Here is a 14,540-nt window from a genome sequence, read left to right on the forward strand (position 1 = left end):
TGGTGGACCACGGCGGCGGTCACCTGCACCCCCTCAACCTGGTGCTGGGCCAGGCCGCCGCGGTGGAGTCCCAGGGCGGGCGCATCTTCGAGCGGTCGGCGGTCGTGGCGGTGATCCACGGCGACCCGGTCACGCTGCAAACCGCCCGCGGCCGGGTGCGCGCCGAGCGGGTGGTGATGGCCGGCAACGCCTACCTGCGCGGTGTGCTGCCGGAGATCGAGGGCAGGTCGATGCCCTGCGGCACCCAGATCATCGCCACCGAGCCGCTGGGGGAGGCGCGGGCCCGCGCCCTGATCCCCGGCGACAAGGCGGTGGAGGACTGCAACTACCTGCTCGACTACTACCGGCTGACCCGGGACCACCGCCTGCTCTACGGCGGCGGGGTCAACTACGGCGGCGAGGACCCGGTGGACATCACCGCGCTGATCCGCCCCAAGCTGCTGGCCACCTTCCCGGGGCTTGCCGACGTCAAGGTGGACCACGCCTGGAGCGGCACCTTCCTGATGACCCTCAACCGCCTGCCGCAGTTCGGGGTGATCAACGGCAACCTCTACTACGCCCAGGGCTACTCCGGCCACGGCGTCACCTGCAGCCACCTGGCCGGCCGGCTGATCGCGGAGGTGATGCACGGCCAGGGCGAGCGCTTCGACGCCTTCGCCGGCATTCCCCACCTGCCGTTTCCCGGCGGGCGCCTGCTGCGGGTGCCCCTCTCGGCGCTGGGCGCCTGGTACTACGCCACCCGCGACAGGCTCGGCATCTAGGGTCAACGCTGAGGCATCGCTGCACTCGATATCCTGACCCCCGTCGAGCTATCGCCAGTAGCGATGCCACTCGGGGCTGATCCGTCGACAGGTCTACGAGGGGGCGCTGTGAACCCCTCCCTGGGCGCTACCGATGCCATCCCTGGCATAGGACCCCCTCTACGACCTGTCCCCGGCGCCCCTCGTTATGTGGCAACGGCGGAAGCGATGCGTCGAACCGTCAAATACCTCATTGACTGCTGTGCGAGGTCAGTAGAGCCCCACGGTATTGCCGTCCTCGTCGATATCGAGCCGGGTGGCGGCCGGCGAGGCGCCGAAGCCGGGCAGGGTGAGGATGTCCCCGGCCAGGGCATAGACGAAGCCGGCCCCGGCGGAGAGGCGCACCTCGCGCACCGGCAGGCGCCAGCCGGTGGGCGCGCCGAGCCGGCCGGCGTCATGGGAGAGCGAGAGGTGGGTCTTGGCGATGCACACCGGCAGCCGCCCATGGCCCTGGCGCTGCCAGGCCTCCAGCTGCTGCCGGGCCGCGGGGGCGAAGTCGACCCCCTCGGCGCCGTAGAGGCGGGTGGCGATGCGCTCGATCTTGGCCACCAGCGGCAGCTCGTCGGGGTAGAGGAAGCGGAAGCCTTCCCCGGCCTGGTCGGCCTCCTCGATCGCCTCGATCAGGGCCTCGGCCAGCGCCTGGGCGCCCTTGCCGCCATCGCGCACATGGGTGGCGAGGACCGCCCTGACGCCCACCGCGGCGCACAGCTCCATGATGGCCGCGTGCTCGCTGTCGTGGTCGCCGGGGAAGGCGTTGATCGCCACCACCGGGGTGATGCCGTGAGCACGGATATTGTCGATCTGCTTGAGCAGGTTGGCGCCGCCCTCGTGCACCTCCTCCGGGTGCTCGGCCAGCAGGGAGGCGGGCAGCGGCCGGCCGGGCGCCACCCGGTGGCGGCCGCTGTGGTACTTCAGGGCCCGCACCGAGGCCACCAGCACGGCGGCGTCCGGCGTGAGCCCCGAGGCGCGACACTTGATGTTGAAGAAGCGCTCGGCGCCCATGTCGGCACCGAAGCCCGCCTCGGTGACCAGGAAGTCGCCGGCGTGCAGGCCGATGCGGTCGGCGACGATGGAGGAGTTGCCGTGGGCGATGTTGCCGAAGGGGCCGGCATGGATCAGCGCCGGGGCGTGCTCCAGGGTCTGCAGCAGGTTGGGCTTGAGCGCCTCCCTGAGCAGCACCGTCATGGCGCCGGCGGCGCCGATCTGCTCGGCGGTCACCGGCTCGCCCGCGCGGTCCTGGCCCACGATCAGCTGCCCCAGGCGGCGGCGCAGGTCGGTGAGCGAATCGGCCAGGGCCAGCACCGCCATCACCTCCGAGGCGGCGGTGATCTCGAAGCCGCTCTGACGGGGCACGCCGTCGCCGCGACCGCCGAGGCCCACCACCAGATGGCGCAGGGCGCGGTCGTTAAGGTCGATGACCCGCGGCCAGCAGATCGTCCGGGGGTCCAGCTCGGGCTCGAGACGGTGATGCAGGTGATTGTCGACGAGGGCCGCCAGCAGGTTGTGGGCCGCCCCCACCGCATGGATGTCGCCGGTGAGGTGCAGGTTGATGCGCTCCATGGGCAGCACCTGGCTGTAACCGCTGCCGGTGGCGCCGCCCTTGAGGCCCAGGGTCGGTCCCATGGAGGGCTGGCGCAGGGCCACGCAGGCGACATGACCGAGGCGCTGCAGCCCCTGTACCAGGCCGATGGCGGTGGTGGTCTTGCCCTCGCCCGGTGGGGTGGGGGTGATGGCCGAGACCACCACGTAGCGTCCCCGGGGGCGCTCGGCCAGTCCCGCCAGCGCGCCCAGGTCGAGCTTGGCGATGCCGCGCCCGTAGGGTTCCACCGCCTCGCCGGGCAGCCCCAGGCGATGGGCGATCTCCTCGATGGGCCAGAGCCGGGCGGCACGGGCGATGCTCAGGTTGTCGTGCGGTGTCGGACGGGTCCGGTCGGTGGCGGGGGAGTGGGGGGCCATCAGCGTTCTCCCAGGTGGTCTTGCCGGCGATTAGGCTCAGTATCGCGGCGTTCGCCGACCGCGTTTGCTCGCCGACGTCGGCGGCCTTGGCCGTAGCGACATGCATCCCATCCCGATCATGACACGATTCGCCCCGCCCTGCTGTCGATAGGGAAACGGCGACGTCGCCACCCGGTCTCGTCTACCTTGCCAATAATCCCGCCCGGGAAGGAGCCACGATGGCGTTCCACGACATGCCGGTCAACGGACACTTCGATATCGGCTTCCTGCTGATGCCGGGCTTCTCCCATCTCGCCTTCTCCTCGGCGCTGGAGCCGCTGCGCATGGCCAACCACCTGGCCGACCGGCGGCTCTATACCTGGCACCTGGTGAGCCGCGACGGCACCCCGGTGACGGCCAGCAACGGCCTGGCCACCGCGGTGGACCAGGCGCTGGAGCCGGTGCCCGCCCTGGACCTGCTGCTGGTCTGCGCCGGGGTGGAGGTCCAGCGCCACTGCGACCGGGCGACCCTGGCCTGGCTGCGCCGCCTGGCCGAGCGGCGCATCCCGCTGGGGGCGGTGTGCACCGGCGGCTATGTGCTGGCCCAGGCCGGCCTGCTCGACGGCTATCGCTGCACCCTGCACTGGGAGCATATCGGCAGCCTCCACGAGGCGCGGCGCTTCCCCGCGGTGACCTTCACTTCCCAGCTGTTCGTCATGGACCGCGACCGCTACACCAGCTCCGGCGGCATCGCGCCCCTGGACATGCTGCTCAACCTGATCGGCCGCCAGCAGGGCCTGGCCCTGGCCGAGGCGATCGCCGAGGAGTTCATCCACGAGCGGATCCGCGATGTGAGCGATCGCCAGCGCAACCCGCTGCGGGTGCGCCTGGGGCATAGCCATCCCAAGCTGGAGGAGGTGGCCACCCTGATGGAGGCCAACCTGCAGGAGCCCCTGGCCCTTGACGAGCTGGCCAGCTACGCCGGCCTGTCGCGGCGCCAGCTGGAGCGACTCTTCCAGCGCTACGTGGGCAAGCCGCCACTCAAGTACTACCTGGAGCTGCGCCTGGCCCGGGCCCGGCTGCTGCTGCAGCAGACCCATATGCCGGTCACCGAGGTGGCGCTGGCTTGCGGCTTCGTCTCGCCGCCCCACTTCACCAAGTGCTATCACGACCACTTCGGCCACTCGCCGAGCGGGGAGCGCAAGGGGCGCCGCGAGCGCCAGGCGGCGATCGCCGGCGTGCCGGCCGAGGCTCCACAGAACGAGGCCCAGGGCGGCGAGGCGCCCTGAGCCGGTTCGTGGGTCAGGCGTGGATCAGCTGCGCGGGCGCCGATTCTCCGGATCAAGGAGCGCCCGATAGCCCACCGCCGCCACGCGCATCGGGTAGTGCTCGCCGAAGTACTCCATGAGCAGGGTGCGTCCCTGTTCGGCGTAGGCCGCGGGCAGGTAGGCCAGGGCGATGTTGCGTTCCAGGCTGGGCCCGTAGGCGATGCTGGTGGTGTAGGAGCGCCGGCCGAGTTCATCCACCGGCACCTCGCCGCTCTCCGGGTCGAGCAGCGGCGACTGGCCGACCGGGAAGCGCGGGGTGCCCGCGGCGTCGCGGTTATCCTCCATCACCAGGGTGCAGAGGCTGGCCGGCTGCCGTTCGCGGCTGCGCTGTTCCAGGTAGGCGGCCTTGCCGTGGAAGTCGGGCTCCTTGACCCTGGTGCGAGCGAGGCCCGCCTCGTAGAGGTTGTAGTCGATGAGCAGGTCGACGTTCTGCAGCCGCAGGCTCTTCTCCAGGCGGCGGCTGTTGGCGTAGGTCTCGATGCCCACCGGGATCGCCCCGGCCTCGAAGAGCCGGTCCCAGAGCGCCAGGCCGTAGCTGAAGGGCACATAGAGCTCCCAGCCCTGCTCGCCCACGTAGGAGATGCGGAAGGCCCACACCGGCAGGCCTTGGATGCGCAGCTCCCGGGCGGTGGCGAAGGGGAAGCGGGCCTCGTCGAGCTGTGCCGGATCGTCGGCCAGGGTCTGGAGCAGGCGCCGGGCGTTGGGGCCCCAGAGGCCCAGGGTGGCCAGGCCATCGGTGCGATCCTCCAGGTGCCACTGGGTCAGGCCGAAGGCCTCGGCGCGGCGGGTGATCCACACCAGGTCGCGGTGGCCGGTGTCGCCGCCGCAGATCACCCGGAAGGCGTCCGCGGCCAGGCGCACGATGGTCAGGTCCGAGTGGACGCCGCCGACGGCGTCGAGGAAGTGGGTGTAGACCCCCTTGCCGGGCGGGGTGTCGCCGCCCACCCTGGCCACCGAGAGCCGCTCCAGCAGGGCCTCGGCGTCGCGGCCCGCGATGTCGTAGATGGCGAAGTGGGAGAGGTTGATCATGCCCACGTCGTCGGAGAGCGCCAGCTGCTCGGCATTGGCGACTCGCCAGAAGTGGCGGACATCCCACTCCGCGGCTCGCTCGGGGACCCGCTCCAGGTAGCGGGCCAGCCGCGTCTCGTTGGCGGCGTAGCCGTGGGCGCGCTCCCAGCCCGCCACCTCCATGAAGTAGCCGCCGAGCTCCCGCTCACGGGGCCAGAAGGGACCGCGACGCAGGTCGCGGCCGCTCGCGAAGGGCTCCCGGGGGTGCACCGGCGGGTCGTAGATCTTGCGGGCGATCTCCCGGCAGCGGCCCAGCACATGGTGCGGGGTCTTCTGCACCGGGTAGAAGCGGGCGATATCGATGCCGCAGGGGTCGAGCTCAGGGCGGCCCCGGGTCAGCCAGTCGGCCAGCACCTTGCCCATGCCGGGCCCATCCTTGACCCACACCGCCTCGCACAGCCACAGCCCGCGGGTCTCCGGGGCCTCGCCCACCAGGGAGCCGCCGTCGGAGGTGACGGAAAGCAGGCCGTTGAAGGAGGCCTTCTCGTCCCAGCCCAGCTCGCCGAGCAGGGGAGTGAGCTCGATGGCGCGCTCGAAGGCCTCGGCCACCTGGTCGGCCTCCAGGTCGCGCATGGAGGGGGAGAGGCGGGCCTGCTCCCGGGAGAGGATGTCGCGGGGCTGGACCAGGCGCGGCGCGCGGGTCTCGTAGTAGCCCCACTCCAGCTTTCCCCCCTCGGTGGAGCGGGGATCGCCGGTGTCGCGCATATAGGCGGAGTTGCCCTGGTCGCGCAGCAGGGGGTAGCCGATCTCCTTGCCGGTGCCGGCGAAGGCGTCGAAGGGGCCGAAGAACATCAGCGGGTGCTCCACCGGCATCAGCGGCAGCGCCACCCCGGCCATGGCCGCCGGCAGCGGGCCCCAGATGCCGCAGGTGAGGATCACCAGGGGGCTGGCGATGTAGCCCCTGGGCGTCTCCACCCCGCACACCCGGCCGGCCTGGACGTCGATGGCCAGCGCCGGGGTGTCGGCGAAGGTGCGCAGGTGACCGCTCGCCACGGCGCGTTCGATCAGCACCCCGGCCACCCGTTGGGAGCGCGGCACCACCAGGCCGGCGTCGGGGTCCCACATCCCGCCCAGGATCAGCTCCCGGCGCAGCAGCGGGAAGCGTTCCACCACCTCGTCGGCGTCGATCATCCGCACGTTGGTGCCGAAGGCCTTGCCCGAGGCGACCTTGCGCTGCAGCTCCGCCAGCCGCGCCTCGTCGCCGACCCGGGCGATCTCCAGGCCGCCGACCCGATGGTAGTGGCCGAGGGATTCGTAGAAGCGGCGGCTGTAGGTGGTGGTGTAGCACGACATGCGGTCGTGGGAGGTCATGTAGCAGAAGTCGGAGGCGTGGGCGGTGGAGCCCACGTCCGTGGGGATGGCGGCGGCATCGAGGCCCACCAGGTTGGTCCAGCCCTGCTCGATCAGGTGATGGGCCACCGAGGCGCCGACGATGCCGCCCTGGCCGATGATCACCGCGTCCGCCTGCTGGGGTAGGGTCGCCATGCTCCGCCTCCTGGGGTCTCGGATTGGGGCCGTCGCGTTCAGCATAGGCAGCGGGCCGGTGGCTCGCTGTCCGGGGGCGACGCCCCCTTTGGCCAGGGCGACAGCGCCAGGGGCGGGCATGTCGCCTAGACCAAAGGCGGCGCCGCCCACAGCGAGACGGCGGGTCGGCGGCGGCACTAGCTTCCAGGCAAGGATGGCGTTCGGCGTCGTCCTCCCGTCCCCACCGAGCCGAGGAGGCAGGCCATGTCCCAGGTACTAGAGAGCATCGAGCACACTCAGGCGGCGCCGGAGATCCTGCTCTATCCGCGCATCCGCAAGTCGCCCTTCTTCTACGCCTCGCGGCGACACGGGGTGCGCAAGTACAGCGTCTACAACCACCACTACCATCCACGGCTCTACACCGATCCGGTGGACGAGTACTGGGCCCTGGTGCAGGGCGTCACCCTGTGGGACGTGGGGGTGGAGCGCCAGATCGAGATCAGCGGGCCCGACGCCTTCGCCTTCACCCAGCGGCTGGTGCCCCGTGACATGCGCCACTGCCAGGTGGGTCAGTGCAAGTACGTCTTCGTCACCGCCCCGGACGGCGGCATCCTCAACGACCCGGTGCTGCTGCGCATCGAGGAGAACCGCTTCTGGCTGTCGCTGGCCGACAGCGACATCCTGCTGTGGTGTCGCGGCCTGGCGGTCAACGCCGGCCTGGACGTGACCATCCAGGAGGTGGACGTGGCGCCGGTGCAGGTCCAGGGGCCCAGGGCCAAGGCGGTGATGGTGGACCTGTTCGGCGACGCCGTGCTGGGGATGCCCTACTACCACCTGATGGAGGCCGAGCTCGACGGCATGTCGGTGGTGATCTCGCGCACCGGCTACTCCGGCGAGATCGGCTACGAGATCTACCTGCGCGAGGCGAGCCGCTTCGGGGAGGCGCTCTGGCAGCGGGTCTTCGAGGCCGGCCGGCCCCACGGCCTGCAGGTGATCGGGCCCTGCCACATCCGCCGCATCGAGGGTGGCATCCTCGCCTTCGGCTGCGACATCTGGTACGACACCAACCCCTTCGAGGTGGGCATGGGCTACGACTGGATGGTCGACCTGCGCGGCGACGACGACTTCATCGGCCGCGCCGCCCTGGAGCGGATCAAGGCCGAGGGGGTATCGCGCAAGCTGGTGGGGGTGGAGATCGACGGGCCAAGCGTCGGGTACTTCACCGACGGCGCGATGATCGACGTCTTCCCGGTGTACGCCCCGGGCGGCGAGCGCATCGGCCAGGTGACCTCGGCCACCCGTTCGCCGCGCCAGGAGCGCAACATCGGCTACGCCATGGTGCCCGTCGCCTACGCCGATCTCGGTACGCCGCTCCACATCGAGGCCAATACCGGGATGCAGGACGCCGTGGTGGTGGAGAAGCCCTTCCACGACCCGGCCAAGGCGATTCCGAAGGGATGAGGCAACCATGAGCCGTCGCCGATAGCGACACCGCTCGGGGCTGATCCGGGGGCAAGCCTGCGAGGAGGCGCTGTGAACCCTTCCCTGGGCGCTACCGACGCCATCCCTGGCGTAGGACCTCCTCTTCGGCTTGCCCCCGGCGCCCCTTCGCTAACTTGGCAACCGAGATTGCCTCGTGAGTGCCTGGAGGGCGCCATGAACGACGCCAATCGGGCCGCCCTGGCGGCCCTTGCCCGCCCGCCCTGGCTGGCGACCCGCTTTGAACTGCTGCCGATCCGCGGCATGCAGGAGGCCGCCGCGGCGCTGCCGGCAGGCGCCGTGGTCACCGTGACCTGCTCGCCGCGCCACGGCCTCGAACGCACCCTGGCGGCCAGCGAATGGCTGGTGGGGGCCGGCTTCCGGGTGGTGCCGCACCTCGCCGCCCGCCTGGTGCGCGACCGCGCCCACCTGGAGCGGCTGCTGGCGCGCCTGGCGGCGCTGGGCATCGAGGATGCCTTCGTGGTGGGCGGGGACGCCGAGCGCCCGGCGGGTGAATTTCCCCACGGCCTGGCGCTGCTCGAGGCCATGGCCGAGCTGGCGACGCGGCCCGAGCGCCTCGGGGTGCCCGCCTATCCGGAGGGCCATCACCATATCGAGGCGGCGGTGCTGCAGCGCGATCTCGAGGCCAAGGCGGCGCTCGCCGACTATGCCGTCACCCAGCTCTGCTTCGAGGCCGGACCCCTGCTGGCCTGGCACGAACGGCAGTGGCGCCTCGGCCTGCGCCTGCCGGTCCATGCCGGTATCCCCGGAGTGATGGAGCGCAAGCGGCTGCTCGGCATCGCCCTGCGGCTCGGCCTCGGCCCCTCGGTGCGCGCTCTGCGGCGCCAGGGCAGCTGGATCACGCGCCTGCTCGGCCCCGCCGTCTACCGGCCCGATCGACTCATCCAGGGCCTCTGGCCGGCGCTGGAGGAGGAGGGCGCGGGCTTCGTCGGCCTGCACGTCTATACGTTCAACCAGGTCGGCACCACCCGTGCCTGGCTGGCGACCCGGCCGGAGGCGGTGACCGGCCGGCCGGCGGACACGGCGTCGCCGGGCCAGACGGCCACGGCCGGTGATTCCCTCGGCTGAGACCGGGCTCGTCGCCCATCGGCGACAGCCGCGGGAGGGATTGTGAAAGCCGGTGCCAGGCTCTTCAGGGGCGGGGCCGGCGACCTATACTGGAGCCCATCGAGCGGTGCAGGAGGCGCCGCCGACCTCATCGTTTCCCCAGCCTGATGTCACCTCGCCTGGAGCCCGAAGTGTTTCAGCAGTGGGCGTCCGTGCGCCCGCGAGGAGAAGAATCATGAGCAAGTCGATCATTGTGGGATCCACCCTGGCGGTGCTGGGCCTGGGCGGCCTGGCCTTCGGTGCCTGGCAGGTCCAGCAGCAGGGGCCAGAGCAGGGGCCGGCCTACGCCGAGATCGTCGGCGTCGAGGCCCTGACCCGCAGCGTGGAGACTCCCCGCGAGGTGTGCGAGGAGGTGGTGGTGCAGGCCGCGCCCCAGGCGCCGGCGCAGGGCCAGGCCGGCAGTCGCGACCCGCACCGGGTGGTGGGCACCGCGGCGGGCGCCATCGTCGGCGGCCTGCTGGGCAACCAGGTGGGCGGCGGCAGCGGCAAGAAGCTGGCCACCGTGGCCGGCGCCGGGTGCAGAACCGCGTCGAGGCCCACCAGCACGCCCAGGCGGCCCAGTCCCAGGCCCAGGCGCCCCAGACCACCACTCGCCAGGAGTGCCACACCGTAGTGGAGACCCACCAGGAGCGCGACGGCTATGAGGTGACCTGGCGCTACGGCGAGGTGCAGCAGACCACCCGCCTGGACCGCCGCCCCGAGGGCGACCGCGTGGTGCTGGAAGAGGGGCGGCCCAACTGGGATCTGGTGGTGGCCGCAGAGGGGTAGGCGTCCCAGGCCAGGGCTCAGGGAGAGGGTGCCCGGGCATTGGCCATGCTCGTGACTCGCCCCTGAGCGGCCGGGTCCTTAGCGCAGCCGCTCCTGCAACTGGTAGTACCACATGCCGGCGGCCAGCAGGGCACTGCCCAGGCGGTCGCCGAAGGGCACCCGCCAGTGGCGGATATCGGCGAAGGCGTCGAACTCCCGCATGGTGCCGTCCACCGCCTTGGCAAGAATCTCCCCCATGATGTGGGAGGTCGCGATGCCGTGGCCGGAGTAGCCCTGGGCGTAGTAGACGTTCGGGGAGAGCCGGCCCACCATCGGCACCCGGTTGATGACGATGCCCGCCAGGCCCTGCCACTGGAAGTCGAAGGGTACCCCCTGGAGCTGTGGGAAGGTGCCCTCCAGGCGCGGGCGAAGCTCGGCGGCCAGGTCTGCCGACGCCTTTCCGGAGTAGTTGGCCCCGCCGCCGAACAGCAGCCGACGGTCCGCGCTGAGGCGATAGTAGTCGAGCACGAAGCGGGTGTCGTAGACGGCCAGGTCCTCGGGGTTGATCGCCCGGGCGGTGGCCTCGTCCAGCGGCGCGGTGGCGACGATGCCCAGCGAAGCGGGGAAGAGCCGGCCCCCCAGCCGGCGCTGCTCCAGGCGGTGATAGGCGTTGCCGGCCAGGATCACGTTGTCGGCGCGCACGCGACCGTGCTCGCCCACCACCCCAGGTGTCGAGCCGTGCTCGATCGCCACCACCCGTGACCCCTCGAAGACCTTCGCCCCGAGCCCTGCGGCCGCCCGGGCCTCGCCCAGGCAGAGGTTCAACGGATGCAGGTGCAGGTTATAGTCGTTGCGCAGGGCGCCGTGGTAGCGGGTCGTGCCCAGCAGCTCGCCCACCTGAGCCCGCTCCAGCCAGCTCACGTAGTCGCCGAGTCCATGGGCCTGGCAGGCCTCGAAGTCCGCGCGCAGCACCGCCAGGTGGCTCGGCTGCCAGGCGGCCTGCAGGTGGCCGGGCTTCAGGTCGCAGCGGATGGCGTACCTGGCCACCCGCTCGCGAATGATCCGGTGGCCGCGCCAGCGCAGCTGCCAGACGAAGTCGGCGGCCTCCTCGCCCAGGGTGCGGCGCATCTGGCGGCGCATGGCGGCTTCCCCGGAGAGGCTGCCGGTCACCTGGCCGCCGTTGCGCCCGCTGGCGCCGAAGCCCACCCTGTGGGCCTCGACCACCGCCACCCGGTAGCCGCGCTCGGCCAGCTCCACGGCACTGGCCACCCCGGTGAAGCCGCCGCCGACGATGGCGACGTCCACCCGGTGCTCACCCTCGAGGCGGGGATAGTCCGACGCCTCCCGGATCGAGGCGCTGTAGTAGGAAGGACAGTAGGAATGACAGTAGGAAGGACAGTAGCCGGAGGGGTTGGGGTGCGGCTCAGACATGCCGCAGGTACCAGTCGAGCTCCAGGCGGCTGACGTGCCGCAGCGCCTGGTCGCGCTCGGCGCGGCGGTTGGCCAGGAACACCGCCACAAAGTCGCGACCCAGGGCGTCGCCGACCGGCTCGCTGGCCTCCAGCAGCTCGAGGGCCCGGCACCAGCTGTTGGTCAGGGTCGGCGGGCACTGTTCGTAGGCGTTGCCGGTGATGGGGGCGGGCGGGACGCGTTCCCCGGCCAGGCCGTGCTCGATGCCGGCCAGCAGCGCGGCCAGCAACAGGTAGGGGTTGGCGTCGGCCCCGGCCACCCGGTGCTCCAGGCGGCGCGCCGCGTTGGGCCCGGAGGGAATGCGCACCGCCACCGAGCGGTTGTCGAAGCCCCAACTGGGGGCCAGGGGCACATAGAGCCCCGGCTGCAGGCGGCGGTAGGAGTTGAGGTTGGGGGCGAAGAGCGCCATGCAGGCGGGCATCAGCTCGAGCAGCCCGGCCACCGCCTGGTGCAGCAGCGGGGTGCCGAGCGGTGCGCCGTCGGCGGCGGCGAAGACGTTGCGCTCCTCGGCGTCGACCAGGCTCAGGTGCACGTGGGTGCCGTTGCCTGCCTCCTGGCCATAGGGCTTGGCCATGAAGGTGGCCTCCAGGCCGTGGCGCCAGGCCACGCCCTTGATCAGCCGCTTGAGCAGCACGGCGTGGTCGCAGGCGGCCAGGGCATCGGCGCCGTGGGTCAGGGTGATCTCGAACTGGCCCGGCGCGCACTCCGTGAGCAGGGTGTCCAGGGGCAGCCCCTGCACCTCGGCGGCGGCCTGGATCGCCTCGAGTAGCTCGGCGTATTCGTCGAGCTCCTGGATCGAGTAGAGCCGGCTCAGGCTGGCCCGCTCGCCGCTGGCCGGCGAGCGGGGCGGCTGGAGCTCGCCCGAGGCGCTGCGCTCGCGGTCCACCAGGTGAAACTCCAGCTCTACCGCCACCACCGGGGTGAGGCCCCTGGCTGCGAGGCGCTTGAGCTGGCGCGCCAGCACCTGGCGCGGGTCGGCGAAGAAGGGGCTGCCGTCGGCCTCCTCCATGGTCATCAGCAGCTGGGCCTGGTGGCTCCGCGGGGCCCAGGGGACGGCCACCAGGCTGCCCGGCAGCGGGCGACACACCCGGTCGGCATCACCGGTGGAGAAGCCGAGGCCGGTGGCCTCGATGGTGTTGCCGAGGATGTCCAGGGCAAACACCGAGGCGGGCAGCGCCATGCCGCGCTCGAAGACCTTGTCGAGGCTGCGTCGAGGAATGCGCTTGCCGCGCATCACGCCGTTCAGGTCACTGATCAACAGGTCGATGCTCTCGATGCGCGGATGGGCAGCGAGGAAGGCCCGGACATCGTCGGGAACCGGCATGGGCGCACCTTGAAGCGTTATGATCGGGATGGCCCTATCCTTGTGGCGGCCCCCGGCCGTTGTCAAAGACTTTCCGCAATGGCGGGGGCGCCTCACGAGAGGCGGTCTGGAGACCGGTTCGGTGAGCACCGCATAATGGAAATCCGCTGACGAGGAGCGCCCCCATGAGCCATCCCCCCCACAAGGCCCCCAGGACCCATGCCGACTGGCAGGCCCTGGCCGCCGCTCTGACCTTCGAGAGCCGCGCCTTGATCGGCGACGCCTTCGTCGAGGCGGCCAGCGGCGAGACCTTCACCACGATCAACCCGGCCAGCGGCGAGACCCTGGCCGAGGTGGCCAGTTGCGACGCCGCCGACGCCGAGCTTGCCGTGGGTCACGCCCGCGCCGCCTTCGAGGCCGGCGAGTGGTCGCGCCTGGCGCCGGGCAAGCGCAAGCGGGTGCTGCTGCTCCTGGCCGACCTGCTGGAGGCCAACAAGCACGAGCTCGCCCTGCTCGATACCCTGGACATGGGCAAGCCGGTGTCGAGTTCGCTTGGCGACATGGCCGGCGCCATCGCCTGTTTCCGCTACCAGGCGGAGTGCATCGACAAGCTCTACGGCGAGGTGGCGCCCACCGGCGAGGAGGCCCTGGCGCTGGTGCTGCGCGAGCCCCTGGGGGTGGTGGCCTCCATCGTGCCCTGGAACTTCCCGCTGATGATGACCGCCTGGAAGATCGCCCCGGCGCTGGCCGCCGGCAACAGCGTGATCCTCAAGCCTTCGGAGAAGTCGCCGCTCTCGGCGCTGCGCCTGGCCCAGTTGGCCCGGGAGGCGGGCATTCCCCGCGGCGTCTTCCAGGTGCTGCCGGGCTTCGGCCACACCGTGGGCCGTGCGCTTGCGCTCTCCATGGGGGTGGACTGCCTCGCCTTCACCGGCTCCACCGCCACGGGCAAACAGCTGATGCAGTACGCGGGCCAGTCCAACCTCAAGCGGGTTTACCTGGAGTGCGGCGGCAAGTCGCCCAATATCGTCTTCGCCGACTGCAAGGACCTGGGTCGCGTGGCGAAACACGCCGCCGCGGCGATCTTCCACAACCAGGGCGAGGTGTGCATCGCCGGCTCCCGGCTCCTGGTGGAGAACTCGGTCCGTGAGGCCTTCCTCGACCGGCTGCTCGAGGCGGCGAAGGGCATGCAGCCCGGCGACCCCCTGGACCCGGCGAGCTTTATGGGCGCCATCGTGGATGAGTCCCAGTATCGGCGCGTGCTGGGCTATATCGAGAAGGGGCGCGAGGAGGGCGCGCGACTGCGTGTCGGGGGGGAGCCCCTCGAGGGGCCGGGGCTGTTCATTCCGCCCACGGTGTTCGACGGTGTGACCCCCGAGATGGCCATCGGCCGCGAGGAGATCTTCGGCCCGGTACTCGCGGTGTTCGGCTTCGACAGCGAGGAGGAGGCCGTGGCTCTGGCCAACGACAGCGTCTACGGCCTGGCCGCAGGGCTCTGGAGCCAGGACATCGACCGCATCATGCGCGTCACCCGGCGGCTGCAGTCGGGGCAGGTGTTCGTCAATAACTGGGCCGGCGGCGACCAGACCATGCCCTTCGGCGGGGTGAAACAGTCCGGCAACGGCCGCGACAAGTCCCACCACAGCCTGGAGGAGTACTCCGAGCTCAAGAGCGTGTGGATGGCCCTGGCACGCTGAGCAGCGTGCCCTGGGCGGTCTGCCGAGGCCGGGCGCCGGCCCCTACGCCCGACCGGCCTCCTGCGTTCCCCTCTCCGCCAGTCGCTCGGCCAGCCGCTGGGCGGCGCGCCGGGCCAGCGGCTCC

Annotated in this window: 11 protein-coding genes; 7 read left to right on the forward strand and 4 right to left on the reverse strand. The window is 71.4% G+C overall.

Annotated elements, in window-relative coordinates; translation table 11 throughout:
* Positions 1 to 761: FAD-binding oxidoreductase (locus J5F18_RS08555; RefSeq protein ID WP_346301831.1), on the forward strand; the 761-nt coding region annotated here is incomplete at its 5' end.
* Between the two features lie 249 nt (positions 762 to 1,010).
* Here the strand turns inward: J5F18_RS08555 and J5F18_RS08560 are convergent.
* Positions 1,011 to 2,756 carry a formate--tetrahydrofolate ligase gene (locus J5F18_RS08560; RefSeq protein WP_346301832.1) on the reverse strand — a complete coding sequence of 582 codons (1,746 nt, stop codon included), beginning with the start codon at positions 2,754 to 2,756 and terminating at the stop codon, positions 1,011 to 1,013.
* A 218-nt stretch (positions 2,757 to 2,974) separates the two neighbouring features.
* Here J5F18_RS08560 and J5F18_RS08565 point away from each other — a divergent pair, with 218 nt between their 5' ends.
* Positions 2,975 to 4,024, forward strand: coding sequence for a GlxA family transcriptional regulator (locus J5F18_RS08565; protein ID WP_346301833.1), 1,050 nt, complete (start codon positions 2,975 to 2,977; stop codon positions 4,022 to 4,024).
* Between the two features lie 24 nt (positions 4,025 to 4,048).
* Here J5F18_RS08565 and J5F18_RS08570 read toward each other — a convergent pair whose 3' ends face one another.
* Positions 4,049 to 6,616, reverse strand: a complete 2,568-nt coding sequence (locus J5F18_RS08570) for an FAD-dependent oxidoreductase (protein WP_346301834.1) — start codon at positions 6,614 to 6,616, stop codon at positions 4,049 to 4,051.
* A 243-nt stretch (positions 6,617 to 6,859) separates the two neighbouring features.
* On the opposite strand from J5F18_RS08570, the gene J5F18_RS08575 reads away from it, so the two are divergent.
* From J5F18_RS08575 to J5F18_RS08590, 4 genes are all read left to right on the forward strand, one after another.
* Positions 6,860 to 8,056, forward strand: coding sequence for a glycine cleavage T C-terminal barrel domain-containing protein (locus tag J5F18_RS08575; RefSeq protein ID WP_346301835.1), 1,197 nt, complete (start codon positions 6,860 to 6,862; stop codon positions 8,054 to 8,056).
* Between the two features lie 195 nt (positions 8,057 to 8,251).
* Positions 8,252 to 9,163, forward strand: a complete 912-nt coding sequence (locus J5F18_RS08580; RefSeq protein WP_346301836.1) for a methylenetetrahydrofolate reductase — start codon at positions 8,252 to 8,254, stop codon at positions 9,161 to 9,163.
* 214 nt (positions 9,164 to 9,377) lie between these two features.
* Entirely contained in the window at positions 9,378 to 9,815 is a 438-nt protein-coding gene (locus tag J5F18_RS08585; RefSeq protein ID WP_346301837.1) for a glycine zipper 2TM domain-containing protein, read from the forward strand.
* On the forward strand, positions 9,815 to 9,970 hold the full coding sequence (locus tag J5F18_RS08590) for a hypothetical protein (RefSeq protein WP_346301838.1): 156 nt from the start codon (positions 9,815 to 9,817) through the stop codon (positions 9,968 to 9,970). Before J5F18_RS08585 ends, J5F18_RS08590 begins: the two co-directional genes overlap by 1 nt.
* A 78-nt stretch (positions 9,971 to 10,048) precedes the next feature.
* Here the strand turns inward: J5F18_RS08590 and J5F18_RS08595 are convergent, their stop codons facing one another.
* Together J5F18_RS08595 and J5F18_RS08600 are read right to left on the reverse strand one after the other, a co-directional pair.
* Complete coding sequence (locus J5F18_RS08595) at positions 10,049 to 11,380, reverse strand: FAD-binding oxidoreductase (RefSeq protein ID WP_346301839.1); 1,332 nt, start codon at positions 11,378 to 11,380, stop codon at positions 10,049 to 10,051.
* Complete coding sequence (locus J5F18_RS08600; RefSeq protein ID WP_346301840.1) at positions 11,373 to 12,743, reverse strand: glutamine synthetase family protein; 1,371 nt, start codon at positions 12,741 to 12,743, stop codon at positions 11,373 to 11,375. The genes J5F18_RS08595 and J5F18_RS08600 overlap by 8 nt, the downstream gene beginning before the upstream one ends.
* Before the next feature lie 164 nt (positions 12,744 to 12,907).
* Here J5F18_RS08600 and J5F18_RS08605 point away from each other — a divergent pair, with 164 nt between their 5' ends.
* The gene (locus J5F18_RS08605) at positions 12,908 to 14,416 is read left to right on the forward strand and encodes an aldehyde dehydrogenase (protein ID WP_346301841.1); all 1,509 of its coding nucleotides are present in this window, start codon (positions 12,908 to 12,910) and stop codon (positions 14,414 to 14,416) included.
* Positions 14,417 to 14,540: the final 124 nt, after the last annotated feature.

The sequence above is a fragment of the Halomonas sp. BM-2019 genome (assembly GCF_017584085.1).

Excerpts from the sequence above, each read along its gene's own strand:
- J5F18_RS08575 (WP_346301835.1), top strand. The coding sequence starts at position 6,860 with ATGTCCCAGGTACTAGAGAGCATCGAGCACACTCAGGCGGCGCCGGAG.
- J5F18_RS08605 (WP_346301841.1), top strand. The coding sequence starts at position 12,908 with ATGAGCCATCCCCCCCACAAGGCCCCCAGGACCCATGCCGACTGGCAG.
- J5F18_RS08595 (WP_346301839.1), bottom strand. The coding sequence starts at position 11,380 with ATGTCTGAGCCGCACCCCAACCCCTCCGGCTACTGTCCTTCCTACTGT.
- J5F18_RS08565 (WP_346301833.1), top strand. The coding sequence starts at position 2,975 with ATGGCGTTCCACGACATGCCGGTCAACGGACACTTCGATATCGGCTTC.
- J5F18_RS08600 (WP_346301840.1), bottom strand. The coding sequence starts at position 12,743 with ATGCCGGTTCCCGACGATGTCCGGGCCTTCCTCGCTGCCCATCCGCGC.
- J5F18_RS08570 (WP_346301834.1), bottom strand. The coding sequence starts at position 6,616 with ATGGCGACCCTACCCCAGCAGGCGGACGCGGTGATCATCGGCCAGGGC.
- J5F18_RS08580 (WP_346301836.1), top strand. The coding sequence starts at position 8,252 with ATGAACGACGCCAATCGGGCCGCCCTGGCGGCCCTTGCCCGCCCGCCC.
- J5F18_RS08585 (WP_346301837.1), top strand. The coding sequence starts at position 9,378 with ATGAGCAAGTCGATCATTGTGGGATCCACCCTGGCGGTGCTGGGCCTG.
- J5F18_RS08560 (WP_346301832.1), bottom strand. The coding sequence starts at position 2,756 with ATGGCCCCCCACTCCCCCGCCACCGACCGGACCCGTCCGACACCGCAC.